This is a genomic window from Aeromonas sp. MR7 (assembly GCF_963899385.1).
GTDB classification, from domain to species: Bacteria; Pseudomonadota; Gammaproteobacteria; order Enterobacterales; family Aeromonadaceae; genus Aeromonas; species Aeromonas bestiarum.
In genome coordinates this window covers 177,833-202,372 of record NZ_CAWQXH010000043.1, presented here as the reverse complement: position 1 = coordinate 202,372, position 24,540 = coordinate 177,833, and the positions used below count along the sequence as shown (strand labels likewise).

General features: G+C 60.9%; 21 protein-coding genes. 15 read left to right on the top strand and 6 right to left on the bottom strand.

Annotated elements, in window-relative coordinates:
- Window positions 1-155 precede the first annotated feature (155 nt).
- The 15 genes from murE (at window position 156) to mutT (ending at window position 18,875) form a co-directional block, all read left to right on the top strand.
- A complete protein-coding gene (gene murE / locus AACW87_RS16985) occupies window positions 156-1,640 on the top strand; it encodes a UDP-N-acetylmuramoyl-L-alanyl-D-glutamate--2,6-diaminopimelate ligase (RefSeq protein ID WP_241325622.1) in 1,485 nt (494 codons plus the stop codon).
- The gene (locus tag AACW87_RS16980; protein ID WP_241325621.1) at window positions 1,637-2,992 is read left to right on the top strand and encodes a UDP-N-acetylmuramoyl-tripeptide--D-alanyl-D-alanine ligase; all 1,356 of its coding nucleotides are present in this window, start codon (window positions 1,637-1,639) and stop codon (window positions 2,990-2,992) included. Before murE ends, AACW87_RS16980 begins: the two co-directional genes overlap by 4 nt.
- The gene (gene mraY / locus AACW87_RS16975) at window positions 2,986-4,068 is read left to right on the top strand and encodes a phospho-N-acetylmuramoyl-pentapeptide-transferase (protein ID WP_042867986.1); all 1,083 of its coding nucleotides are present in this window, start codon (window positions 2,986-2,988) and stop codon (window positions 4,066-4,068) included. Before AACW87_RS16980 ends, mraY begins: the two co-directional genes overlap by 7 nt.
- A gap of 3 nt (window positions 4,069-4,071) precedes the next feature.
- Window positions 4,072-5,355 (top strand): UDP-N-acetylmuramoyl-L-alanine--D-glutamate ligase, encoded by a 1,284-nt coding sequence (gene murD, locus AACW87_RS16970; RefSeq protein WP_241325620.1) that lies wholly within the window; start codon window positions 4,072-4,074, stop codon window positions 5,353-5,355.
- A complete protein-coding gene (ftsW, locus tag AACW87_RS16965) occupies window positions 5,352-6,536 on the top strand; it encodes a cell division protein FtsW (protein ID WP_098981864.1) in 1,185 nt (394 codons plus the stop codon). Before murD ends, ftsW begins: the two co-directional genes overlap by 4 nt.
- Window positions 6,533-7,618 (top strand): undecaprenyldiphospho-muramoylpentapeptide beta-N-acetylglucosaminyltransferase, encoded by a 1,086-nt coding sequence (murG, locus tag AACW87_RS16960; protein ID WP_043139943.1) that lies wholly within the window; start codon window positions 6,533-6,535, stop codon window positions 7,616-7,618. The genes ftsW and murG overlap by 4 nt, the downstream gene beginning before the upstream one ends.
- Window positions 7,615-9,069, top strand: coding sequence for a UDP-N-acetylmuramate--L-alanine ligase (gene murC, locus AACW87_RS16955; RefSeq protein WP_042867995.1), 1,455 nt, complete (start codon window positions 7,615-7,617; stop codon window positions 9,067-9,069). The genes murG and murC overlap by 4 nt, the downstream gene beginning before the upstream one ends.
- Before the next feature lie 97 nt (window positions 9,070-9,166).
- Entirely contained in the window at window positions 9,167-9,919 is a 753-nt protein-coding gene (locus AACW87_RS16950) for a cell division protein FtsQ/DivIB (RefSeq protein ID WP_172955262.1), read from the top strand.
- Window positions 9,900-11,159, top strand: a complete 1,260-nt coding sequence (gene ftsA, locus AACW87_RS16945; RefSeq protein WP_042867998.1) for a cell division protein FtsA — start codon at window positions 9,900-9,902, stop codon at window positions 11,157-11,159. The genes AACW87_RS16950 and ftsA overlap by 20 nt, the downstream gene beginning before the upstream one ends.
- Window positions 11,160-11,198: 39 nt before the next feature.
- Window positions 11,199-12,350: a cell division protein FtsZ gene (gene ftsZ / locus AACW87_RS16940; RefSeq protein ID WP_005305686.1), complete on the top strand. Its 1,152-nt coding sequence runs from the start codon at window positions 11,199-11,201 to the stop codon at window positions 12,348-12,350.
- 101 nt (window positions 12,351-12,451) lie between these two features.
- Window positions 12,452-13,375, top strand: coding sequence for a UDP-3-O-acyl-N-acetylglucosamine deacetylase (gene lpxC / locus AACW87_RS16935; protein WP_043139938.1), 924 nt, complete (start codon window positions 12,452-12,454; stop codon window positions 13,373-13,375).
- Between the two features lie 140 nt (window positions 13,376-13,515).
- Window positions 13,516-14,421 carry a M23 family metallopeptidase gene (locus tag AACW87_RS16930; protein ID WP_042868002.1) on the top strand — a complete coding sequence of 302 codons (906 nt, stop codon included), beginning with the start codon at window positions 13,516-13,518 and terminating at the stop codon, window positions 14,419-14,421.
- A 59-nt stretch (window positions 14,422-14,480) separates the two neighbouring features.
- Window positions 14,481-17,201 (top strand): preprotein translocase subunit SecA, encoded by a 2,721-nt coding sequence (secA, locus tag AACW87_RS16925; RefSeq protein ID WP_043139934.1) that lies wholly within the window; start codon window positions 14,481-14,483, stop codon window positions 17,199-17,201.
- A gap of 73 nt (window positions 17,202-17,274) precedes the next feature.
- Window positions 17,275-18,459, top strand: a complete 1,185-nt coding sequence (locus AACW87_RS16920; protein ID WP_241325619.1) for a tetratricopeptide repeat protein — start codon at window positions 17,275-17,277, stop codon at window positions 18,457-18,459.
- A gap of 8 nt (window positions 18,460-18,467) precedes the next feature.
- Entirely contained in the window at window positions 18,468-18,875 is a 408-nt protein-coding gene (mutT, locus tag AACW87_RS16915) for an 8-oxo-dGTP diphosphatase MutT (RefSeq protein ID WP_098981871.1), read from the top strand.
- Between the two features lie 89 nt (window positions 18,876-18,964).
- Here the strand turns inward: mutT and yacG are convergent, their stop codons facing one another.
- From yacG to tapB, 6 genes are all read right to left on the bottom strand, one after another.
- Complete coding sequence (yacG, locus tag AACW87_RS16910) at window positions 18,965-19,159, bottom strand: DNA gyrase inhibitor YacG (protein ID WP_043139929.1); 195 nt, start codon at window positions 19,157-19,159, stop codon at window positions 18,965-18,967.
- 9 nt (window positions 19,160-19,168) lie between these two features.
- Window positions 19,169-19,891 carry a cell division protein ZapD gene (gene zapD / locus AACW87_RS16905; RefSeq protein WP_241325618.1) on the bottom strand — a complete coding sequence of 241 codons (723 nt, stop codon included), beginning with the start codon at window positions 19,889-19,891 and terminating at the stop codon, window positions 19,169-19,171.
- Window positions 19,892-19,928: 37 nt separating this feature from the next.
- On the bottom strand, window positions 19,929-20,543 hold the full coding sequence (coaE, locus tag AACW87_RS16900; RefSeq protein ID WP_241325617.1) for a dephospho-CoA kinase: 615 nt from the start codon (window positions 20,541-20,543) through the stop codon (window positions 19,929-19,931).
- An 18-nt stretch (window positions 20,544-20,561) separates the two neighbouring features.
- Window positions 20,562-21,362 (bottom strand): type IVa prepilin peptidase/methyltransferase TapD, encoded by an 801-nt coding sequence (tapD, locus tag AACW87_RS16895; protein ID WP_241325659.1) that lies wholly within the window; start codon window positions 21,360-21,362, stop codon window positions 20,562-20,564.
- Window positions 21,363-21,456: 94 nt separating this feature from the next.
- On the bottom strand, window positions 21,457-22,698 hold the full coding sequence (locus AACW87_RS16890) for a type II secretion system F family protein (RefSeq protein WP_103472092.1): 1,242 nt from the start codon (window positions 22,696-22,698) through the stop codon (window positions 21,457-21,459).
- A gap of 132 nt (window positions 22,699-22,830) precedes the next feature.
- On the bottom strand, window positions 22,831-24,537 hold the full coding sequence (tapB, locus tag AACW87_RS16885) for a PilB family type IVa pilus assembly ATPase TapB (RefSeq protein WP_103472093.1): 1,707 nt from the start codon (window positions 24,535-24,537) through the stop codon (window positions 22,831-22,833).
- Window positions 24,538-24,540 lie beyond the last annotated feature (3 nt).

Sequence of the window (24,540 nt, the reverse complement as noted above, 5' to 3'; positions counted from 1 at the left end):
TTTCGCGGTGTGAGCATCTGCATTCCTGCCCATACGGAGGCTTCCCATGTTGCACCGCGTACTTGACCTAGCCCTCCATCCCATCTGTTCCGGGGCGTATTCCATGCTGTTTCACGGTGTGAGCGTCTGCATTCCTGCCTATACGGAGGCTTCTCATGTTGCACCGCGCACTTGATTCATTACTGCGCCCCTTCGGCATCCGTGCCCCGGCGCTCGCCCTCACCGATATCCAGCTGGACAGCCGGCGGGTCGGGCCCGGTTGTCTCTTCGTGGCCATTCGGGGTCACCAGGTGGATGGCAGACGTTTCATGGAACAGGCGGTGGCTCAGGGAGCGACCGCCATCGTGTTTGAGGAGGACGGGGAATTCGTCGCGCCTCAGCTGGCCGTGCCCTGCATAGGTATCCCTAATATGCCCGCCAGACTCTCCGAGCTGGCCGGTTACTTCTACCAGCAGCCTGCCAACAGGCTGGAACTGGTCGGCATCACGGGTACCAATGGCAAGAGCACCACTGCGCTGCTGGTCGCCAACTGGCGTACCCTGCTGGGTGGCAGGGCCGGGGTGATGGGCACCATAGGCAATGGCTTGTTCGGTGAGCTAGTGGAAGCCGAAAACACCACCGGCAGCGCGGTGCAGGTGCAGGCCAATCTGGCGGCTCTGCAACAGCAGGGGGCAGATCTGGTGGCGATGGAGGTTTCCAGCCACGGTCTGGTACAGCATCGTGTGGCGGCCCTGCCTTTCGCGGCGGCCGTGTTCACCAACCTGAGCCGGGATCATCTGGACTACCACGGCACCATGGAAGCCTATGGCGCCGCCAAGGAAGAGCTGCTGAAACTGGTCGACGAGCCCTGCGCCGTCATCAATGCCGACGACCGGCTGGGGCGCCAGTGGCTTGCCGCCTATCCTGCCGCTGTGGCCTTCAGCGTGCACGGCCCGATTGAAAACCACCCGGGGCGACAGTTAACGGCGCAGGATCCCCACTTCCACCAACAAGGTTTTCACACACGCATTAACTCCAGCTGGGGGAATGGTGTATTATCCGCCCCCTTGCTCGGTCGCTTCAACGTCAGCAATGTGCTGGCGGCCATGGGCGCCATGCTGGTGCTCGGTTATGACTTCAACGAGCTGCTGGCAACGGCACCTCAATTGCAGCCGGTGACCGGTCGCATGGAATGCTTCGGTGGCGGCAATGCGCCGCTCGCCGTGGTCGATTATGCCCATACCCCGGATGCGCTGGAGAAGGCATTGCAGGCCCTGCGGGTGCACTGCGAGGGCCAGCTCTGGTGTCTGGTTGGCTGTGGTGGCGACCGGGATCGTGGCAAGCGTCCCATGATGGCCGCCATGGCAGAGCAACATGCGGATCGCGTGATCCTGACCGACGACAACCCCCGTACCGAGGAGCCGGCCCAGATCATGGCCGACATGGTGGCGGGCCTTCGCGATCCTGCTGCCGTGCAGATCGAGCACGACCGGGTCAAGGCGATCACCCTGGCTCTCGGCCAGGCGAGCAAACAGGACATCATCCTGGTGGCCGGTAAGGGTCACGAGGATTATCAGATCATTGGAACCGACAAGCGGCACTACAGCGACCGGGAAACCGTCGCGGCCGCCTTGCACACATTATTGGAGTCATTCAGATGATGACCCTCAGGCTTGCCGAGCTGGCGCAGGTACTCGATGCCCGTCTGATTGGTGATGACGGCGAGATCACGGCTGTCAGTACCGACACCCGCACCCTGGGAGCGGGTGCCCTGTTTGTCGCGCTGCGCGGCGAGCGTTTCGACGCCCACGATTTCTGCGCGCAGGCGGTTGCTGCCGGGGCCTCTGCCCTGCTGGTCGAACGGGAATTGCGACTGGCCATTCCCCAGCTGGTTGTCACCGACAGTCTCAAGGGGCTGGGTCGCCTCGGCAAGCTGGTGCGCGAGCGCATCAACCCGAAAGTGCTGGCCATCACCGGCAGCTGTGGCAAGACCACGGTGAAAGAGATGGCGACCGCCATCCTGCGTCATGAAGGCGAGGTGCTGGCTACCGCCGGCAACTTCAACAACGAAGTGGGCGTGCCGCTGACCCTGCTGCGGCTCGAGCCGCAACACAAGTTTGCGGTGATGGAGCTGGGTGCCAACCATCCGAGCGAGATCGCCTGGACCACCTCACTGGCTCAGCCCGATGCCGCCCTCATCAACAACGTGGCGGCGGCTCATCTGGAGGGCTTCGGTTCTCTGGAAGGGGTCTTCCACGCCAAGAGCGAGATTTTTGAGGGGTTGGGCGAGGGCGGCACCGCCATCGTCAATGCCGACAATGAATTCTGGCCGAAGTGGCGTGAACTGGGCATCCAGTGTGCCTTCTCCCTCGCAGATCAGAGCCAACCCTTCCATGCCCGCAACATAGTGCTCAACGGGCAGGGCTGCGCCGAATTCGTGATGGTGACGCCGCAGGGTGAAATAAGCCTGACCCTGGCCATTCCAGGTCGCCACAACGTGGCCAATGCCCTGGCGGCCGCCGCCGGTTGTCTGGCGCTCAGTGCCTCGCTCGCCTCCGTCAAGGCGGGGCTGGAGCAGATGGCGCCGGTCAAGGGCCGCTTCTGCGTCCAGCGCTGGGGTGGTCTCACTCTGGTGGATGACACCTACAACGCCAGCGTGGAATCTGTGCTGGCGGGCATCGATGCCCTGACCGCCATGGGCGGCTACAAGGTGCTGGTATTCGGTGACATGAAGGAGTTGGGTGAGGAGTCTGCCGAGCAACACGCCCGGGTGGGACGCCATGCCCGTGAGCGTGGTCTGGATGCCGTGCTGACAGTAGGGGAACAGAGTCGCCACACCGCAGATGCCGCGGCTGGTCGACATTTCGATAACAAGGCGTCGTTGTTTGAAGTGCTTGCGCAAATGATAAATACACATCAAGAAATTTCGATTCTGGTCAAGGGCGCCCGCGGCTCCCGCATGGAAGATATCGTCAAGATGGTCGTTGACCGTCAGGAGTCGGCCACATGCTAGTCTGGCTGGCGGAACTGCTCACCCCACACTTCACCTTCTTCAACGTCTTCTCCTACCTGACGTTTCGCGCCATCCTGTCGATCATCACCGGCCTGGTGGTGGCGCTCTGGATGGGGCCGCGCCTCATCCGCCGTCTGCAGATCATGAAGTTCGGCCAGGTGATCCGCAACGACGGTCCCGAGTCCCACCTCAGCAAGAAAGGCACCCCGACCATGGGCGGCCTGATGATCATTGCCGCCATCTTTACCTCTGTGCTGCTCTGGTGCCGCCTCGACAACCCCTATGTGTGGCTGGTGCTGTTCGTGCTCGGTGCCTACGGTGCCATCGGCTTTGCCGACGACTACCTCAAGGTGGTGCGCAAGAATACCGACGGTCTGATCGCCCGCTGGAAGTACTTCTGGCAGTCGGCGGTCGCGCTGGGCGTAGCCGTGTTCCTCTACACCACGGCCACCCACGATGGCCAGACCCAGCTGGTGGTGCCTTTCCTCAAGGATGTGATGCCGCAGCTCGGCCTGATGTTCATAGTGCTGACCTACTTCGTGATCGTCGGCACCTCCAACGCGGTCAACCTGACCGACGGTCTGGATGGGTTGGCCATCATGCCGACCGTGATGGTGGCGGGGGGCTTCGCCCTGATCGCCTGGGCGACCGGCAACGTCAACTTCGCCAACTACCTGCACATTCCCTATGTGCCCTATACCTCGGAGCTGGTGATCGTCTGTACCGCCATCGTGGGTGCGGGTCTGGGCTTCCTCTGGTTCAACACCTATCCGGCCCAGGTCTTCATGGGGGACGTAGGTTCCCTGGCCCTCGGCGGTGCGCTCGGTACCATAGCCGTGCTGGTGCGTCAGGAGTTCCTGCTGGTGATCATGGGCGGCGTCTTCGTGATGGAGACCGTCTCGGTGATCCTGCAGGTGGGCTCCTATAAGCTGCGCGGCGTGCGGATCTTCCGCATGGCCCCGATCCATCACCATTATGAGAAGAAGGGCTGGCCGGAGCCGCGCGTCATAGTGCGCTTCTGGATCATCACTCTGATGCTGGTGCTGCTCGGCCTCGCCACCCTGAAGGTGAGGTAAGCCATGGTCATCATCATAGGACTCGGCAAAACCGGACTCTCCTGCGTCGATTACTTACTCGGCCGTGGCGTCACGCCTCTGGTGATGGATACCCGCGCCAACCCGCCGGGCAAGGATCAACTGCCCGCCGAGGTCGAACTGATCCAGGGGCTGGACGGCGATCTGCTCAAGCAGGCCCACATGATAGTGGCGAGCCCGGGCATTGCCCTGGCGACCCCCGAGCTGAAAGCCGCGGCCGAGTTCGGAGTGAGCATAGTCGGCGATATCGAGCTGTTCGTGCGCGAGACCCAGGTACCTGTCATCGCCATCACCGGCTCCAACGGCAAGAGCACTGTCACCACCCTGGTCGGCGAGATGATTGCCGAGGCGGGCCTCAAGGTCGGCGTCGGTGGCAACATAGGTACCCCGGCGCTGGAGCTGCTCAAGCAGCCGATGGATCTCTGCGTGCTGGAGCTCTCCAGCTTCCAGCTGGAGACCACTCACAGCCTGCGTGCCGCCGCCTCCGTGGTGTTAAACCTCAGTGAAGATCATATGGATCGCTATAAGGGCATGGCCGACTACCGCGCCGCCAAGATGGAGATCCATCAGCATTCCCAGCACATTCTGATCAATCGCGACGATGCCCAGACTCTGCCCGATGTGGGTCAGGTGTGGCAGAGCTTCGGCCTCGACTGCAACGGCTATGGCCGCTGCCTGCTGGAGGGCCGCCACTGGCTGACCCTGCATGGGGAGCCACTGCTCGCCGTGGACGAAATGAAAATTGTCGGTGCCCACAATCAGGCCAACGCGCTGGCGGCCATGGCCCTGTGCGATGCGGTGGGCATTCCCCGCGAGCCGCAACTCGCCGTGCTGCGCCGCTTCGAAGGCCTGCCCCACCGCGCCCGCTTCGTGCGGGAGGTAAATGGGGTGCGCTGGATCAACGACTCCAAGGCCACCAACGTGGGGGCCACCCTGGCCGCCGTGGCCGGTGTGCGTGAATCTGTGAAGGGCCGTTTGCTGTTGCTGGCCGGTGGCCAGGGCAAGGGCCAGGACTTTGGCCCTGTGCAGGCGCTGCTCGGCAGCCAGATCGATCACATGTACTGCTTCGGTCAGGATGCCGAGGTGCTGCTGGCCCTGGGCGAGCAGACCGAGCTGGTCGCCTCCCTCGAAGCCGCGGTTGCCAAGGCCGCCGCCGATGCCAGACCCGGTGACTGGGTGCTGCTGGCGCCGGCCTGCGCCAGCCTGGATCAGTTCAAGTCTTTCGAAGCGCGCGGTGATCGTTTCACCGAGCTGGTGCAGACCTTATGAACGCCCTTGGCGCCGTCGCAGGTGTGCTGCAACGCTGGTTGTTACCGGCGCGCCCGGCGGGTCTCTACGATCGGCAACTGGTGGTGCTGGCACTGGCCTTGATGGCGGTGGGTCTGGTGATAGTGGCCTCGGCCTCGATCCCGGAGGGGATCGCCATCAACAACGATCCCTTCATGTTCGTGAAGCGCCACGGTCTCTTCCTGGTGATGGCGCTCGGCATCTCCTGGTTCGTGCTGCAGGTGCCCATGGCCCGCTGGCAGCACTACAACGGCCCCATGCTGGTGCTCGCCATCATAATGCTGGTGCTGGTGCTGCTGGTGGGCCGCAGCGTCAACGGTTCCATCCGCTGGCTGCCGCTCGGCCCCTTCAACCTGCAGCCGGCCGAGTTCGGCAAGCTGGCGCTGTTCGTCTATCTGGCGGGCTACCTGGTGCGCCGTCAGAGCGAGGTACGCGAGCGCTTCATCGGCTTCATGAAGCCGATGGCCGTGCTGTTCGTGGTGGCCATACTGCTGCTGGCCCAGCCCGACCTGGGATCCGTGGTGGTGATGTTTGTGACCTCGCTGGGCATGCTGTTCCTGGCGGGGGCGCGGCTGGTGCAGTTCATCGGCCTCATCCTGGTGGGGGTTAGCGCGGTAGTGACCCTGATCATCGCCGAGCCTTACCGGATGCGGCGGGTGACCTCCTTCCTCGACCCCTGGGCCGATCCGTTCGGCAGCGGCTACCAGCTGACCCAGTCGCTGATGGCGTTCGGTCGTGGCAGCTGGTTTGGCGAGGGGCTTGGCAACTCGATCCAGAAGATGGAGTACCTGCCGGAGGCGCACACCGACTTCGTGTTTGCGATCCTGGGGGAAGAGCTGGGCTACGTGGGCGTGCTGGGCGCGCTCTTCCTCATCTTCGCGCTGGCGTTCAAGGCACTCAAGCTGGGGCACCAGGCACTGGTGGCCGAGCGCTTGTATGAAGGCTATCTGGCCATCGGCATAGGCATCTGGTTCAGCTTCCAGACCTTCGTCAACGTCGGTGCCGCCAGCGGCATGATGCCGACCAAGGGTCTGACCCTGCCGCTGGTCAGCTACGGTGGTTCCAGTCTCATCATCATGATGGTGGCGGTGAGCATGTTGATTCGTATCGATTTCGAGTTGCGCCAGGCCAGTGCCCAGGCGCGCGTGCGGGAGGTTTCGTGAGCAAGACTCTGTTGGTGATGGCGGGCGGTACCGGGGGCCATGTGTTCCCCGGCCTAGCCGTGGCCGATCGCCTCAAGGCCCAGGGCTGGACTATTCACTGGCTCGGCACCGCCGACCGGATGGAGGCAGAGCTGGTGCCTGCCCACGGTTATCCTATCTCCTTCATCGACATTCAGGGGGTGCGCGGCAACGGCATCAAGCGTCTGCTGGCGGCCCCTTATCGCATCGTCAAATCCGTGCTGCAGGCGCGCCGTGTGCTCAAGACCATACGGCCCGATGTGGTGCTCGGCATGGGGGGCTTTGCCTCCGGCCCGGGTGGCGTGGCGGCCTGGCTGTCCGGCATTCCCTTGCTGTTGCACGAGCAGAATGCGGCGGCCGGCCTGACCAACAAGCTGCTGGCGCGCCTCGCCAAGCGGGTGCTGATGGCGTTCCCGGGGGCGTTTGCGCCGAGTCGTCGCACCGCAGTGGTGGGCAATCCGGTGCGCCCCGAAGTGGTTGCCCTGCCGGATCCGCAATTGCGCAGCAGCGCAGAGCCGCTGCACCTGCTGATCGTCGGTGGCAGCCTGGGGGCCCGGGTGCTCAACGAGCAGGTTCCGCCAGCCGTTGCCGCTGCCGGTGTCTCCATTGCGGTGCGTCATCAGTGCGGCAAGGGCAACCGTGAGGCCGTCGCGCAGGCGTATGCCGGTCAGGGCGTCGAGGCCGAGGTGAGCGAATTTATCAAGGACATGGCCGATGCCTACGCCTGGGCCGATCTGGTGGTGTGCCGCGCGGGGGCCCTGACCGTCTCCGAAGTGGCTGCCGCCGGGGTCGCCGCCATTTTTGTGCCACTGCCCCATGCGGTGGATGATCACCAGACCCGCAATGCCCTGACCCTGGTCGACGGCGGCGGTGCTGAATTCCTGCCCCAATCCGAGCTGACCACGGCCTCGCTGGCCGCACGCCTCAGCTGGCTTGCCGGCCGCAGGGAAACCCTATTGAACATGGCCCAAGCTGCCCGTCGCGTCGCTATTACCGATGCCGCCGAGCGGGTTGCCGATGAGTGTAAACGACTCGCCGCTGGGCAGACTGAGAGAGAACTATGACCAAGGTTGAACTGGCAAAACTGCGTACCGTGATCCCCGAAATGCGTCGCGTGCGTCGCATCCACTTTATCGGCATAGGTGGCGCCGGTATGGGCGGGATCGCCGAGGTGCTTGCCAACGAAGGGTATCAGGTAACCGGCTCGGATCTGGCCCGCAATGCGGTGACCGAGCGGCTGGCGTCGCTGGGGGCCCATATCTTCGTGGGCCACAGCGCCGAGCATGTGAGCGAGGCGAGCGTGGTGGTGGTCTCTACCGCCATCAAGCAGGACAACCCCGAGCTGCTGGCCGCCCGCGAGCTGCGCATCCCCGTGGTGCGCCGCGCCGAGATGCTGGCCGAGCTGATGCGTTTCCGTCACGGCATCGCCATCGCCGGCACCCACGGCAAGACCACCACCACCAGTCTGGTGGCGAGCATCTATGCCGAAGCCGATCGCGATCCGACCTTCGTCATCGGCGGTCTGCTCAACAGCGCCGGCACCAATGCCCGCCTGGGCAGCAGCCGTTATCTGATCGCCGAAGCGGACGAGAGCGACGCCTCCTTCCTGCATCTGCAGCCGATGGTCTCCATCGTGACCAACATCGAAGCGGATCACATGGACACCTACGGCGGTGACTTCTCCCGCCTGAAGGCCACCTTCATCGACTTTTTGCACAACCTGCCCTTCTACGGTCTGGCCGTGGTGTGTGTGGATGATCCCGTGATCCGTGGCATGCTGCCCGAGATCGCCCGTCCGACCATCACCTATGGTCTCTGCGATGATGCCGACGTACAGGTGCTGGACTTCGTGCAGACCAGCAATCGCAGTCGTTTCCGGGTCCGTCGCGCCGGCGCCGGTGAGCTGGAAGTGACCCTGAACCTGCCGGGCATCCACAATGCGCTCAATGCCGCCGCAGCGATTGCGGTCGCTACCGAAGACGGGATCGGCGATGATGCCATCATCCGGGCGCTGGCCAAGTTTGAAGGCGTGGGTCGCCGCTTCCAGCAATATGGCGAGTTCGAGACCGGCCGTGGCAAGGCCATGCTGGTGGACGATTACGGTCACCACCCGAGCGAAGTCAAGGTGACCATCAACGCCGCTCGCGCCGGCTGGCCCGAGAAGCGCCTGGTCATGGTATTCCAGCCGCACCGCTACACCCGTACCCGCGATCTCTATGAAGATTTTGCGGACGTGCTCTCCAAGGTGGATGTACTGGTGATGCTGGAGGTCTATGCCGCCGGTGAAGAGCCCATCCCGGGGGCCGATGGCCGCGCCCTGTGCCGCTCCATCCGCTCCCGTGGCAACCTGGAACCCATCTTTGTCGCTACCCCGGACGACGTACCCGCCGTGCTGGCAGGACTGGTCGGCGAGGGGGATCTGGTATTGACCCAGGGCGCGGGGAACGTAGGCGCACTGGCACGCCGTCTCGGCGAGATGAAATTGAGCATAGAGAGCATGAAATCCGGCGCCTGAGGGCCCAATGAGTATTTTGACCGCCAAGCCGGGGCCTATATAATGGCGGACCGGTCTGCAAAGGGCCGGCATGGCGCGTTAAACGGGGAAAGATCGGGTGGAGGCAAGGGCACAAGGGCGCACCAAGGGTGGCTTCATTGCAGGGGTGGGATTTTTCATCCTGGTCATGTGGGGCTTCTACCAGACAGCGCTGGATGTTAAAGGTTGGCTGACGGATGCCAATCGGTTGCCCATGAGCGAGCTGTTGCTGCAGGGGCAACACCAGTATTTGCAGACCGACGAGTTGCGTAACGCCGTGCTGGATGGTGCCGAGCTGCGCAACTTCTTCGAGCTGGATGTAAACGAATTGCAGGCGCGATTGAACGCCTTGCCTTGGGTGGCCCAGGTCTCTGTACGCAAGAAGTGGCCCAACAAGATCAAGGTCTATCTCACCGAGCAGGCGGTAGCGGCACGCTGGAATGGCAACCGCTTCGTCAACACCAAGGGTGAGGTGTTCAGTGCGCCGGACAGGGTGAAGAGCCCCCTGATGCAGCTATCCGGGCCTGAAGATCAGGCCGTCAAGGTACTGGAAGCCAGCCGTCAGTACGAGGCGCAGCTGGCGGCCAAGGGATACAAGCTGCTGGGAGTGAATCTGACTCCCCGCCATGCCTGGGAACTGACCCTGGATGGCAACATTCAGCTGTTTTTGGGGCGCTCGGATATAGCGCTTCGACTGCAGCGGTTTATCGATGCTTTTCCGATCATCGAACCCCGTGAGCAGGTTGCTTATGTGGATCTTCGATACGACACCGGAATGGCAGTTGGCTGGAAGAAGAACGAAGAGAAAGTGAATGACCAAAACCGCAGATAGAAATCTGATTGTCGGACTGGATATCGGCACAACCAAGGTGGCGGTTCTGGTTGGCGAAGTGCTGCCAGACGGTGAGCTCAATGTCATCGGCATGGGCAGTCACGCCTCTCGTGGCATGGATAAGGGCGGGGTCAACGATCTCGATTCCGTGGTCAAGTCCCTGCGTCGTGCGGTGGAAGAGGCCGAGATGATGGCCGACTGCCAGATCAGCTCCGTGTATCTGGGGCTGTCCGGCAAGCACATCGATTGCCGCAACGAAACCGGCATGGTGCCCATCTCCGATGAGGAGGTGACCCAGGAGGACGTGGATAACGTCATCCACACCGCCAAATCGGTGCGCTTGTCCGATGAGCTGCGGGTGCTGCATGTGCTGCCCCAGGAGTTTGCCATCGACTATCAGGAAGGCATCAAGAACCCGGTCGGTCTGTCCGGGGTCCGGATGGCCGCCAAGGTGCATCTGATCACCTGCCACAACGACATGGCCCGCAACATTGAGAAATGTGTGGAGAAAGTCGGTCTGCGGGTGGATCAGCTGATCTTCTCCGCGCTGGCTTCCAGCTATGCCGTGCTGACCGAAGACGAGAAAGAGCTGGGTGTCTGCGTAGTGGACATAGGTGGCGGTACCATGGACATGTCGCTGTTTACCGGCGGTGCCCTGCGCCACACCAAGGTGATCCCGTACGCCGGCAGCACTGTGACCAGCGACATCGCCTACGCCTTCGGCACACCGCCGCTGGACGCAGAAGCGATCAAGGTGCGCTACGGCTGCGCCCTCGGCCGTCTGGTCAGCAAGGAAGACAATATTGAAGTACCCAGTGTCGGCGGTCGTCCGGCGCGTAGCCTGCAACGGCAGACACTGGCCGAAGTGATTGAGCCCCGTTACACCGAGTTGCTCTCCATGGTGAATGATGAGCTGGTGCGGGTACAAAGCGAATTGAAAGCGCAGGGGGTCAAGCATCAGCTGGCTGCCGGTGTGGTCTTGACCGGCGGCGCTGCCCAGATCGAAGGCATTGTGGAGTGCGCAGAGCAGATATTCCAGAGCCAGGTCCGGGTAGGAGAGCCCATGAACATACGTGGTTTGAGTGATTACGTGCAGGCGCCTGTGTACTCGACTGCGGTCGGGTTGCTGCAGTATGGCCGCACCCATCAAGCCACTGGTAGCAACAAAGAATATGCCGCCAAGGCAAGCGTCGGTGGCCTGGTCAAACGGGTTAGCAACTGGCTGCGTGGCGAGTTCTAAGAATTTTGCTGAGTCAGGCAAATAAAGCGGAGAGACAACATGTTTGAATTTATGGATAGCCACACTGACGAAGCCGTCATTAAAGTGATTGGTGTGGGTGGCGGCGGCGGTAACGCGGTCGAGCACATGGTTCGTCAAAACATCGAAGGTGTCGAGTTCATTACCGTCAACACCGACGCCCAGGCTCTGCGTAACTCCAGCGCCAACACAACCCTGCAGATCGGCGGTGGCATCACCAAGGGTCTGGGTGCCGGAGCCAATCCGGAAGTGGGTCGTGATGCGGCCATGGAAGACAGGGAAGCGCTGCGTGAGCTGCTGACCGGTTCCGACATGGTGTTCATCGCCGCCGGCATGGGTGGTGGTACAGGTACAGGTGCTGCGCCTATCGTGGCCGAAGTGGCCCGCGAGATGGGCATACTGACAGTTGCTGTCGTAACCAAGCCGTTCTCCTTCGAAGGGAAGAAGCGGATGGGCTTCGCCGCCCACGGCATCGAAGAGTTGTCCAAGAACGTCGACTCCCTGATCACCATCCCCAACGACAAGTTGCTGAAGGTGCTGGGTCGTGGCATCTCCCTGCTGGACGCCTTCAAGGCAGCCAACGATGTGCTGCTGGGTGCGGTACAGGGCATTGCCGAGCTGATCACCCGTCCGGGCTTGATCAACGTCGACTTCGCGGACGTGCGTACCGTGATGCGTGAAATGGGTACCGCCATGATGGGTACAGGTTCCGCCTCCGGTGATGATCGTGCCGAAGAAGCGGCCGAGAAAGCCATCTCCAGCCCGCTGCTGGAAGACGTGGATCTGGCCGGTGCCCGTGGCATCCTGGTCAACATCACCGCCGGCATGGACATGACCATCGAAGAGTTCGAAACCGTGGGTAACGCGGTCAAGGCCTTCGCCTCCGAGAACGCCACCGTGGTGGTGGGTACCGTAATCGACCCGGAAATGCACGACGAACTGCGTGTGACCGTGGTTGCCACCGGTATCGGTGCCGAGCGCAAGCCCGACATCACGCTGGTCAAGAACAACATGGTACAAGAGCGTCCGGCCCGTCAGCCCCTGATCAGCGAAGCCCTGCAGTCTCGCGTGATGGAAGAGGCTCCGGCCAAGGTGGTCAACGCCGAGCCGCAAGCTCGTCGCGAACCGGATTATCTCGATATTCCTGCGTTCCTGCGCAAGCAAGCTGACTAAGCCTCTAATGGCACTAGTTTGTTTGTTGCTTAAGGAATGTGCTAAGATGGCCTGCCAACGACCATCTGGTCCGGAATATGAGCTGTTAAGCGGATACGCCCATGATTAGACAAAGAACCTTGAAAACGAGTGTCCAGGCCACCGGTGTGGGCCTGCATTCGGGCCGGAAAGTCACAATGACGTTCCGTCCGGCGCCTGTTAACACAGGGATCGTTTACTTGCGTACCGATCTTGATCCTGTGGTAGCGCTGCCAGCCAATGCCGATCAGGTGCGTGATACCGTGCTTTGTACCGCTCTGGTCAACGAAGCCGGTGTCCGTGTCTCTACCATTGAGCACCTTTCTGCCGCGCTGGCCGGGATGGGGATCGACAACCTCTATGTCGAGGTTGACGCGCCCGAGATCCCGGTGATGGACGGCAGTGCGCACCCCTTTATCTACCTGCTGCAAGAAGTCGGTATCCGTGAGCAAAATGCGGCCAAGCAGTTTGTGCGGATCAAGCAGAGCATCCGGGTTGAAGACGGCGACAAGTGGGCGGAATTCCACCCCTATCGCAATGGCTTCAAAATGGATCTCGAGATCGACTTCCAGCATCCGGTATTTGAAGGACGCAATCAGCGTTGCGTGCTGGATTTCTCCGGTGCCTCTTTCGTGAAAGAGATCAGTCGTGCCCGTACTTTCGGGTTCATGCGTGACATCGAGTACCTGCGTTCCCAGAACCTGGCACTGGGCGGAAGCCTGGAAAACGCCGTGGTGCTGGATGACTATCGGGTACTGAACGAAGATGGTCTGCGTTATGAAGACGAATTCGTCAAACACAAGATGTTGGATGCGATCGGTGACCTGTACATGTGTAACCGCAGCATCATTGGCGAATTCCGTGCCTACAAGACGGGTCATGCCCTGAACAACAAGCTGCTGCGTGCCTTGCTGGCCAAGCAGGAGGCCTGGGAACTGGTGACCTTCGAGGGTGAGGGCGACAAAGCGCCCATCGCTTACTACGATAACGGTCTGGTTCTGGCCTGATAGCTGTGCAACGGAACGTCGGTCCTCTCTCCGCACCGACGTTCCGTCATTTGTTTACTCCATCCTTTAATACCGATTATCTCCCGGTTTTATTCCCCGTGCTGGCTCCTGGCCTCACCTGACCGAGCAGACTGATTTCTATGAGCATTACCCTGATCCTCAACGGCAAGCAGCGACGCAAGTTGCACTTACCCAAACAACGTCTGGCCTGGGTCGGCGGTATCCTCTTCACTGTATTGGCCCTGGGTGGTGGTTGGCTCTGGCAGAGCTGGCACCAGAAAATGGAGGCGCTGGAAGTCGCGCTGGCCATGGCCGAACAGCAAAAATCCACGCAAGGGGCCGATGAGGCCCGCGAACAGCTTGCCATGCTGGCTGCCCAGGTGGGCACCATGCAGGGGCAGCTGGGTCGCCTCAATGCGCTCGGCGAGCGGCTGACCGAGAAGGCAGACCTCGATCCCGAGGAGTTCAATTTCAAGGAGTTGCCCCCCATGGGCGGGCCTTCCTATGATGCGGATCTGGAAGTCAGCCTCAACGAGCTGCAGGATTCCATGAAGCATCTCAGCCAGCAGCTCAGCAGTCGTGAAGAGCAGCTGTCGGTACTTGAATCTTTCATCATGAATCACCATATAACCGATGCCGGTTTTATTTCCGGTTCGCCGGTCAAGCAGGAGCGAGTTTGGGTCTCCTCTGGCTTCGGTGGTCGGGTCGATCCGTTCAACGGTCGCGCCAAGATGCATAAAGGGGTGGATTTCCGTGGCAAGCCCGGCACTCCCATCCTGGCCACGGGCCCGGGCATCGTCAGCTGGGCGGGCCGCCATCCGGAATTTGGCAACATGGTGGAGATCAACCATGGCAATGGTTTGGTGACCCGCTATGCCCACAACTCCAAGTTGCTGGTCGAAGTGGGCACCCTGGTCGATGAGGGCCAGAAGATTGCCTTGATGGGACGCACCGGTCGCGCGACCGGGGTCCATTTGCATTACGAAGTGTTGAAAGACGGTCGTCAGGTCAACCCCGCACGCTTTCTTAACGCCAGACGGGGTTAGGTTTTTTTCTCCAGGTTCCAGTGACGGAACACTTATATAACCAGAAATAGTTGGTACCCATGATTAGCACACTGCTCACCAAGATTATCGGCAGCCGGAACGACAGAACGCTCAAGGCTTTGCGCAAAATTGTAAAACAGATCAATGCGATGGAGCCTCAGTTCGAGGCCCTGTCCGATCAGGAGTTGCAGGCCAAGACAGCTGAATATCGTCAGCGTCTGGAGCAGGGTGAGACGCTGGAGCAGTTGCTGCCGGAAGCATTCGCCACCGTGCGTGAAGCCTCCCGCCGGGTGTTTGGCATGCGTCACTTCGACGTGCAGCTGATCGGTGGCATGGTGCTGAACTCCAACCGCATCGCCGAGATGAAGACTGGTGAAGGCAAGACCCTCACCGCGACCCTGCCGGCCTACCTGAACGCCCTGAGCGGTCGTGGCGTGCACGTGGTGACGGTGAACGACTATCTGGCCAAGCGTGATGCCGAGGCGAACCGCCCCCTGTTCACCTTCCTCGGCATGACGGTCGACTGCAACGTGCCCGGCATGGATGCGTCCCAGAAGCGTGACGCCTACGCCGCCGACATCACCTACGGTACCAACAACGAATTCGGTTTCGATTACCTGCGCGACAACATGGCGTTTTCGCCGGAACAGCGCGTGCAGCGTCCGCTCAACTACGCGCTGGTGGATGAGGTGGATTCCGTGCTCATCGATGAAGCCCGTACCCCGCTCATCATCTCCGGTCCGGCCGAAGACAGCTCAGCCCTCTATATCCAGGTCAACAAGCTGATCCCTGAGCTGATCAAGCAGGACAAGGAAGACACAGAGGAGTACACGGGTGAAGGTCACTACACGGTGGACGAGAAGAACCGTCAGGCCCTGTTGACCGAAAACGGCCAGATCTTCGTGGAAGAGCTGCTCAAGCGAGAGGGGCTGCTGGCAGAAGAGGACTCCCTGTTCTCCGCCACCAACATCAGCCTGCTGCACCACGTCAATGCCGGTCTGCGTGCTCACACCCTGTTTGAGCGCAACGTCGACTACATCGTCCAGAAGGACGAGATCGTCATCGTCGACGAGCACACCGGCCGTACCATGCCGGGCCGTCGCTGGTCCGATGGTCTGCACCAGGCCGTCGAGGCGAAGGAAGGGGTCAAGATCCAGAACGAGAACCAGACCCTGGCCTCCATCACCTTCCAGAACTACTTCCGTCTCTATGACAAGCTGGCGGGCATGACGGGTACTGCGGATACCGAAGCCTTTGAATTCCAGCAGATTTATGGCCTGGATACAGTCGTTATCCCGACCAACAAGCCGATGGTGCGCAAAGACATGGGCGATCTGGTCTATCTGACCGCCAATGAGAAATACGCCGCCATCATCGAAGATATCCGTCAGTGCGTGGCCAAGGGCCAGCCGGTACTGGTCGGTACCGTCTCCATCGAGAACTCGGAGCTGCTCTCCGGCATCCTGACCAAGGAAGAGATCCCGCACAAGGTGCTGAACGCCAAGTTCCACGCCATGGAAGCTGAGATAGTCGCTCAGGCGGGTCAACTCGGCGCCGTCACCATAGCGACCAACATGGCCGGTCGTGGTACCGACATAGTGCTGGGTGGCAACTGGCAGGCGGAGATTGCCCAGTTGGAGAATCCGAGTGACGAGCAGATCAGCGAAATCAAGGCTGCCTGGCAGATCCGCCACGATGCCGTGCTGGCTGCCGGTGGCTTGCACATCATAGGTACCGAGCGCCACGAATCCCGTCGCATCGACAACCAGTTGCGCGGTCGTTCCGGTCGTCAGGGTGACCCGGGTTCCTCCCGCTTCTATCTCTCCATGGAAGATACCCTGATGCGGATCTTCGCCTCCGATCGCGTCACCGGCATGATGAAGAAGCTGGGGATGGAAGAGGGCGAAGCCATCGAGCACCCCTGGGTGACCAAGGCCATCGAAAACGCCCAGCGCAAGGTGGAGGGTCGCAACTTTGACATCCGCAAGAGCCTGCTCGAGTTTGATGACGTGGCCAATGACCAGCGCAAGGTGGTCTATGAGCAGCGCAACGAGCTGCTGGACACCAACGACATCTCCGACACCATTCACGTCATCCGTGACGACGTCTACGGCGCCGTGATCGACGAGTACATTCCGCCCCAGTCTCTGGAAGAGATGTGGGATGTACCGGGTCTGGAAGCGCGCCTGAAGGCCGACTTCGCGCTGGATCTGCCGCTGCAGCAGTGGCTGGCGGAAGATGACAAGTTGTATGAAGAGAAGCTGCGCGAGCGCATTCTGGAAGAGGCCACCAAGCTCTATGCCCACAAGCAGGAGATGGTCGGTATCGATGTGCTGCGCAACTTCGAGAAAGCAGTGATGCTGCAAACCCTGGATGGCCTGTGGAAGGAGCATCTGGCGGCCATGGATCACCTGCGTCAGGGCATCCATCTGCGCGGCTACGCCCAGAAGAACCCCAAGCAGGAGTACAAGCGCGAGTCCTTCGATCTGTTCACCCAGATGCTGGAAACCCTCAAGCGCGACGTGGTCAGCATACTGAGCCGGGTACAGGTGCAGGGACGTGACGTGGAGGCGCTGGAAGAACAGCAGCGGCAACAGGCGGAAGCCGCTCCCCACACTTATACCCATGCCGCCGCAGAGAGCCAGCTGGCCGATGAAGAGGCCGCTGCCGAAGAGGGTCACACCACCTTCGTGCGGGACGAGCAGAAGGTCGGGCGCAATGATCCCTGTCCCTGCGGCTCCGGCAAGAAATACAAGCACTGCCACGGTCAGTTGACCTGATCTGTCAGTGACGCTTCATGCACCGCCTCCGGGCGGTGCATTCATTTAAGGGCGGCAAAAGGAGAGGGAGTGGATGAGCAAGATGCCGACAGGATGGGATGCCGGTGCCCATGAGTGCTGGCTCGGAGGCCAGCGACAGGCGGCAATCCAGCAGTTGCTGGTGCGACTGAACGGTGCCGTCGTCAAACCTGTGGCATGGCAACTGCAGTTTGCCTATTACCTCTTCCTGTGTGATGACCCGGCTTCTGCCGCGCAAGTGCTGGAGATGGCTCACCAGATGGCACCCGAGAATGACGAGGTGCTGCGCAATCTCTGCATCAGTCTGTCGCGCTCGGGACAATATGAACGTGCGGTCGAGAGGCTGCAGATCCTGCTGGTGCGAGCACCGGCGGATTTCCATGCGCTGGACGCGCTCTGCGCCTCGCTGGCCAAGCTGGGACGTCATGCCGAGGCGGCTGTGGCAGGCACCAGAGCGCTGACCCTGAAAGATTGCGCGGCCCGATATCAGCCCGAGGGTTGGTCGCTGCCCGACGATGAGCCGGAAACCTGGCTGGCAAGCCGCGAAGGCAAGCAGGATGTCATCGCCTTCTCCCTGTGGGGCAAGGCGCCTCGCTATCTTCGAGGGGCTGTCGACAACGTGCTGGCGGCCACCTATCTCTATCCCGGGTGGCGCGTGCGCTTCTATGTGGATGAAAGCGTGCCGTCGGCACTGGTGGCTTGTCTGCGGGAGCTGGGGGCCGAGGTGCTGGTGCAAGTGTCCGGTCAATCTCAGCGTCAGCGTCTGTGCTGGCGCTTCCAGGTGGCCAACGATCCGCGGGTCGGTCGCTTCCTGGTGCGGGATGTGGATTCAGTGCTGAGCGTGCGAGAGCGCGTTGCCGTCGATGACTGGCTTGCATCGGGGAGCTGGTTTCATATCATGCGGGACTGGTGGAGCCATACCGATCTGGTATTGGCGGGCATGTGGGGGGGAATCGCCGGCGTTCTGCCGCCGTTGACCCCCTTGCTCAACGCCTATCAACCCGAGGCGATGGAAACGCCGAACATAGATCAATGGTTTCTGCGCGATACGCTTTGGGGCTACCTGGCCCAAAGCTGTCTGGTTCATGATCGCTGCTTCACCCCGCCAGGGGCACTCCCTTGGCCGCGTCCCGCTCCCGATGGGAATGAGCATGTGGGGCAGGATATCTTTACGGCACAAGGGGAACGCCAGGCCCGCCGCTTGGCCCCCTGGATGACCAGGTTGCCGTGTTTACGTTGAGGACAATGATGGAACAGAAAAAACGGCTCTGGGTGGCGGTTGGCGTCATCGAGAATGAACGAGGCGACATCTTCATCGCCAAGCGCTCTTCAGACCGCCATCAGGGCGATCGCTGGGAGTTCCCGGGTGGCAAGGTGGAGGCGGGGGAAGACCTGCTCACCGCGCTGGACAGGGAGCTGTGGGAAGAGATTGGCATCCGGGTGCTGGATTGCGCCCCCTTCATGGAGCTGCACCACGACTACCCCGAGAAGCAGGTGTTGCTGGATATCTGGAAGGTGACCCGTTTCAGCGGCGAGCCGTTCGGCAAGGAGGGGCAGGAGTGTCTGTGGGTGCCGCTGGCGTCGCTGCATGAATACCGGTTCCCGGATGCCAACGGTCCTATCGTGGCGCGGCTGCAAGCCTCTCTGACCGCCTGATGCGGATTTGATATCTGTCGCTGAATCATTTGCGTGGATATGGCATATAAATTAAAAAAGGGCCTTGCGGGCCCTTTTTTGTGCGCGGCTCATTGCCACTGCTCACCCTCTTCCGGGTAAGGTAGCAGCTCCGGATTGATGGGGCCCGGGATGCGTTTCTCCTCATTGGCCCACTCTCCCAGATCGATTAGCTGGCAGCGTTTGCAACAGAAGGGCCGAAACGGGCTCTGGGGGCCCCACTCCAGCTCGGTTTTACAGGTCGGGCATTTTATCTTGGTGACCATTCTTGCTCCTTAGCAGCAGGCGAGCTGGAAGGGGACATCGCCAATCTGCTGCTCCGTGGTTGGCAGGAAGCGCAGGGCGAAACGGTTCTTGTGGCCGCTCAGCGTCGGATAGCACTGCTGGGCGCCTGGCAGGCGGATCCGGATCAGCTCGGCACTCTCGGCGGTATCCTGGAAGAAACCGTTGGTGGCGACCTGATCGCTGAAGTTGCCGGATTCGCGCCACAGCCGCAGCAGCAGGGAGATGGCATTCATCAGCAGGTTGATGTCGCTGAGCCACAGCTGCATCTGCTGATGGCGAGCGACAGCCGGGGTGCCGAGCCAGTGGTGCAGCTGCGGCACATCGAAGGCGCACAGACCGCCAGGGATGGAGAAGCGCTGGCGGATGGAGCCGAGCAGCCGATCTTCTTTCAGTCTGGCACCGGGACGCGGGGCACTGAGCAGGTTGCGCGAGAGCTGGGTGCTCTCCTGCTGCATCTGCTTGATCTGCTCCAGGTCGACATCCGGCAGGTTGGCCCAGTGGCTCAGACGCTGGCCTAGACGTTCCAGATCCTTGATGAGATCGGCACGCAGATCGCCACGTTCCAGCAGCTCCTGCAGATCGAACAGCCCCTTGAAGAAGGCGATGTGTGCCCAGGACTGGTCACTCTCCAGATTGTCGCGGATCTGGGAAAACAGGGACTCCAGACGAAGATAGGTCCGGCTTTTTTCATTGAGGGGGAAATCGTAAATCATGCCTAATCCTGGCCAGCCATAAACCGGCCTAGTGTACTCACACTTGGCTGGCTTGTTGAGAGGCAAATGCCATATATGTCTCGTGCAGCGCTAAAATACGCGGCTTTATGGTCTCGGGTGCGCCATTTTTGTTATCCAGCACGTCATCGGCTGCTGCGAGCCGTTCCGCACGACTCGCCTGGGCAGCCAGAATGGCCTGCGCCTGCTCTCGGCTCACGCCGTCCCGACGGCAGGTTCGCTCAATCTGGGTCGCTTCGTCCACGTCGATCACCAGCACCCGGTTGGCAAGGCCGGTGAGCTTGTTCTCCACCAGCAGCGGCACCACCAGCAGACAATAGGGGGAGCGGGTGGCGGCGCACCGGCGCAGCATCTCCTGGCGGATCAGGGGGTGGAGCAGGGCATTGAGCCAGACCTTGGCGTCCGGGTCGCTGAATACCCGCTCCCGCAGGCCGCGTCGATCGAGCTGGCCATCAGAGGCGATGACATCCGGGCCAAAATGGGCCGCGATGGCGGCAAGGGCCGGGGCGCCGGGTTCCACGACTTCGCGAGCGATGACGTCCGCATCCACTACGTCTATGCCCAGCTCGGCAAATTGATTGGCTATGGTGGTTTTACCGCTGCCGATGCCACCTGTGATTGCAACTACATACATGGGTCAGCACACCCTTTTTCAGAGGAAAGTCGTGAGATACCAGCGGGTGATGCTATCGCCCCACAGCAGCGCAATCCAGCCCGCGATGGCGAGATAGGGGCCAAAGGGAATGGGTTTGCTCTGATGGTGATTGCGCAACAGGATCAGGCCTATGCCCATGAAGGCGCCGACCAGGGAGGAGAGCAACAGCACTATGGGCAGCGCCTGCCAGCCTAGCCAGGCCCCCAGCGCGGCCAGCAGCTTGAAGTCGCCATAGCCCATGCCCTCCTTGCCGGTGAGCAGCTTGAAGGCCCAATAGAGGCTCCATAGCACCAGATAACCGGCCATGGCGCCGATCACCGCATCGCCAAGCGATACAAAACCGCCCAGCAAATTGAACAGCAGCCCGCCCCACAGCAGGGGCAGGGTGAGCTGGTCCGGCAGCAGCATCTTGTCGAGATCGATGAAGGTGAGTGCCATCAGTACCCAGGTCAGCAGCAGGGCCGCCAACGTGCCCCAGCCCGGTGTGAGTGTCATGGCAACGGCTACCGAGAGCAGCGCCGTCAGCAGCTCGACCAGCGGATAGCGGGCCGATATGGGAGCCTGGCAGCCTCGGCAGCGACCCCTGAGCCAGAGCCAGCTTAGCAGGGGGATGTTTTCCAGTGCCGTGATGGGGTGATTGCAGTGGGGGCAGCAGGATCGCGGCACCATCAGGTTGTAGGGTGGCTCGTCGACCCCCTCGTCATCAGGGTTGAAGTAGCTGCGATATTCGGCTTGCCATTCCCGTTCCAGCATGATGGGCAGGCGATGGATCACCACGTTGAGAAAACTGCCGATCATCAGGGAAAAGAGAAATACCAGCGAGAAATAGAGCCAGGGTAGGCTATGGAATATATCGGTGAGCAGCAACGTTAGATCTCGAATTTGTAAAGGGTCAGTGAATAACTGACCCTAGCTTGAAGATAGGCAAGTACATGGCCACGACCATGCCGCCAACCAGCACCCCCAGCACCACCATGATGAGAGGCTCGAGCAAGCTGGTTAGGCCGTCAACCAGATCGTCCACCTCCTGTTCGAAGATGGTAGCGACCTTGGAGAGCATATCATCGATGGCGCCGGACTCCTCGCCGATCATCACCATCTGGATCACCATGTCGGGGAAGAGATCCACAGTGCGCATGGCCACGTTGATCTGCATGCCGGCGACCACCTCGTTGCGAATGGCCATGACGGCGGTGCGATAGACATAGTTGCCGGAGGCACCGGCGGCCGAGATCAGCGCATCCACCAGCGGGATACCGGCAGAGAAGGTAGTGGAGAGGGTTCGGGCAAAGCGGGCCATGGCCGCCTTGTGCAGTATCATGCCGACCACGGGTATGGTGAGAATGAATTTGTCGGTGTTGTCTTTGACCTTTTGGGAGGCGCGCCATGCGCGTACATAGAGGAAAATGGCGAGCGCTGTGCCGCCAAAGACGACGTACCACCAATTCTGCATGAAGCGGGAGATACCGATGACAAACTGGGTGAAGATGGGCAGTTCTGCGCCGAAGCTCTTGAAGATATCTTCAAACTGCGGGATGACGAACAGCAACAGTATGGAGGTGACAACGATGGCGACCAGCATGACCATGGCTGGATAGAACATCGCCTTCTTGATCTTGGACTTGAGCGCTTCCGACTTTTCCCGATAGGTGGCGATGCGGTCATAGATGGTCTCCAGCGCACCGGATTGCTCCCCCGCTTCCACCAGATCGCAGTAGAGATCGTCAAAGTGTCGGGGGTGGCGGCGCAGCGCCTCGGACATGGGGGTGCCGGTTTCCACGTCGGCGGCAATCTGCCCCATGAGTTCACGCATCGCGGCTTTTTCGTGGCTGCGGGCTATGATCTGCAGGCTCTGCACCAGAGGAACGCCAGCGGTAAGCATTGTGGTCATCTGGCGGGAGACGATGGCAATATCCATCGGCTTGATCTTGGCGCCGCCCTTGGAGAATAACCCCTGGCTCTTCTTGCTCACCTTGGTGACGTTGACGCCCTGCTTGCGCAGTTCCGCCTTGACCGTGTTGATACTGTCGGCCTGCAATTCACCGGAGACCTTCTGACCCTTGCGGTTCACTCCGCTCCAGCGGAAGGCGAAGACTTTCTTGGGGGCATTCTGTTTCTGCGTTAGCGTTGCCATCACTGCGTCCTGCAATTGGGCTCTGGTATCCCGCTCAATACCTTGCTATGCGGGTTGCCTTGGCCTGATGGAAATCCTCAGGGGCGCCGGCTTGGCGACACCTGGATGAATCAGCTCGATCGATATGCACTGTCAGTTGGTGGTCACCCGATTGATTTCTGCCAGGCTGGTCACTCCCAGACGAGCCTTCTCAAGGCCTGATATACGCAGAGTGCGCATCCCCTCTTTTTGAGCAATGGCCGCAATTTGCAGAGAGTTGGCACCTTGCATGATCAATTTTGCAATGTTTTCAGACATTAGCATGATTTCGTAGATACCGACCCGCCCTTTGTAGCCACCCGAGCAATCCTTGCACCCCACGGGTTTGAACAGGCGTAGTCCAGCTGCCAGCTGCTGCTGGGTGAATCCCAGCTCCAGCAGTTCGGCTTCGGGTACCACCTCGGCGGCCTTGCAATGATCGCACAGCTTGCGGGCGAGTCGCTGGGCCATGATCAGGGTCACCGAGGAGGCGATGTTGAAGGCGGGCACTCCCATGTTCATCATGCGGGTCAGGGTTTCGGCGGCCGAGTTGGTGTGCAGGGTGGAGAGCACCAAGTGGCCTGTCTGAGCGGCCTTGATGGCGATCTCGGCGGTTTCCAGATCCCGGATCTCCCCCACCATGACCACGTCGGGATCCTGGCGAAGAAAGGAGCGCAGGGCACTGGCGAAGGTAAGCCCTGCCTTGGGGTTGACCTGTACCTGATTGACGCCTGGCAGGTTGATCTCCACCGGATCTTCGGCGGTGGAGATGTTCACCTCCGTGGTGTTGAGAATATTGAGACCGGTGTAGAGGGAGACCGTCTTACCCGAGCCGGTAGGGCCTGTCACCAAGATCATGCCCTGCGGCTTGGAGAGGGCACGCAGATATTGGGCCTTCTGCCGGTCGTCGAAGCCGAGTTGCTCTATGTTGAGCCGCGCCGCCGAGGAGTCCAGCAAGCGGATGACTATCTTCTCTCCCCACATGGTGGGCAGGGTGTTGACCCGCATGTCCATGGACTTGTTGCGGGACAGTTTCAGCTTGATGCGGCCATCCTGCGGCAGCCGCCGCTCTGCGATGTCGAGCCGTGCCATGACCTTGAGGCGGGCGGAGAAGCGGTTGGCCAGATTGACCGGTGGCGTCGCGATTTCGTGCAATATGCCGTCGATCCGAAAGCGGATGCGGTATTTGGTCTCATAGGGCTCGAAGTGCAGATCGGATGCGCCACGTTTGATGGCATCCATCATGATTTTATTGATGTATTTTACGATGGGGGCGTCGTCGTCGGTGGTGTTGACGCTCTCATCGAGTCGTGAGTTTTCGTCCGAGACTTCCAGCTCAGAGATCTCGGACTCGTCGATGTCCTCCATGCCGAGGGCATCCTGATCGCTCTCCAACAGCTTGCCGATGGCGGTCGTCAGCTTGTTCTCTTCGACCAGCAGCGCCTCGGTATGCAGCCCGAAGCTGAAGCCGAAATCCTCCAGCGCCGAGACGTTGGTCGGATCCGACATGGCGATATAGAGGGTATGGCCCTGGGTATAGATGGGCAGCACATGGTGTTTCTCAATCAGCTTCTGATTGAGGTATTTCTGCGGGATCTCGGCCAGGTCGAAGGCGGCAAGATCCAGCAGAGGTACCCCATACTCCAGCTCGCAGAAATCCGCCAGCGCCTTGCTGTCGAGGATCTCGTTCTCTATCAGAAAGGTCACAAAGGGCTTGCGCTGGGCCTTGGCTTGGCTCAGGTAGCGCTGTGAGTCGGACTCACTGAGCAGGGAAGAAGCGGCCAGGCTTAACGCCAGGCCGCTATTGGGGCTAGATGTCATGCG

Coding starts and splice junctions, on each gene's coding strand:
- ftsA (WP_042867998.1), top strand. CDS start 9,900: ATGACCAAAACCGCAGATAGAAATCTGATTGTCGGACTGGATATCGGC.
- zapD (WP_241325618.1), bottom strand. CDS start 19,891: ATGATTTACGATTTCCCCCTCAATGAAAAAAGCCGGACCTATCTTCGT.
- AACW87_RS16920 (WP_241325619.1), top strand. CDS start 17,275: ATGAGCAAGATGCCGACAGGATGGGATGCCGGTGCCCATGAGTGCTGG.
- tapD (WP_241325659.1), bottom strand. CDS start 21,362: ATGATCGGCAGTTTTCTCAACGTGGTGATCCATCGCCTGCCCATCATG.
- tapB (WP_103472093.1), bottom strand. CDS start 24,537: ATGACATCTAGCCCCAATAGCGGCCTGGCGTTAAGCCTGGCCGCTTCT.
- ftsW (WP_098981864.1), top strand. CDS start 5,352: ATGAACGCCCTTGGCGCCGTCGCAGGTGTGCTGCAACGCTGGTTGTTA.
- lpxC (WP_043139938.1), top strand. CDS start 12,452: ATGATTAGACAAAGAACCTTGAAAACGAGTGTCCAGGCCACCGGTGTG.
- secA (WP_043139934.1), top strand. CDS start 14,481: ATGATTAGCACACTGCTCACCAAGATTATCGGCAGCCGGAACGACAGA.
- AACW87_RS16980 (WP_241325621.1), top strand. CDS start 1,637: ATGATGACCCTCAGGCTTGCCGAGCTGGCGCAGGTACTCGATGCCCGT.
- mutT (WP_098981871.1), top strand. CDS start 18,468: ATGGAACAGAAAAAACGGCTCTGGGTGGCGGTTGGCGTCATCGAGAAT.
- murD (WP_241325620.1), top strand. CDS start 4,072: ATGGTCATCATCATAGGACTCGGCAAAACCGGACTCTCCTGCGTCGAT.
- murE (WP_241325622.1), top strand. CDS start 156: ATGTTGCACCGCGCACTTGATTCATTACTGCGCCCCTTCGGCATCCGT.
- ftsZ (WP_005305686.1), top strand. CDS start 11,199: ATGTTTGAATTTATGGATAGCCACACTGACGAAGCCGTCATTAAAGTG.
- AACW87_RS16930 (WP_042868002.1), top strand. CDS start 13,516: ATGAGCATTACCCTGATCCTCAACGGCAAGCAGCGACGCAAGTTGCAC.
- mraY (WP_042867986.1), top strand. CDS start 2,986: ATGCTAGTCTGGCTGGCGGAACTGCTCACCCCACACTTCACCTTCTTC.
- murC (WP_042867995.1), top strand. CDS start 7,615: ATGACCAAGGTTGAACTGGCAAAACTGCGTACCGTGATCCCCGAAATG.
- AACW87_RS16890 (WP_103472092.1), bottom strand. CDS start 22,698: ATGGCAACGCTAACGCAGAAACAGAATGCCCCCAAGAAAGTCTTCGCC.
- coaE (WP_241325617.1), bottom strand. CDS start 20,543: ATGTATGTAGTTGCAATCACAGGTGGCATCGGCAGCGGTAAAACCACC.
- yacG (WP_043139929.1), bottom strand. CDS start 19,159: ATGGTCACCAAGATAAAATGCCCGACCTGTAAAACCGAGCTGGAGTGG.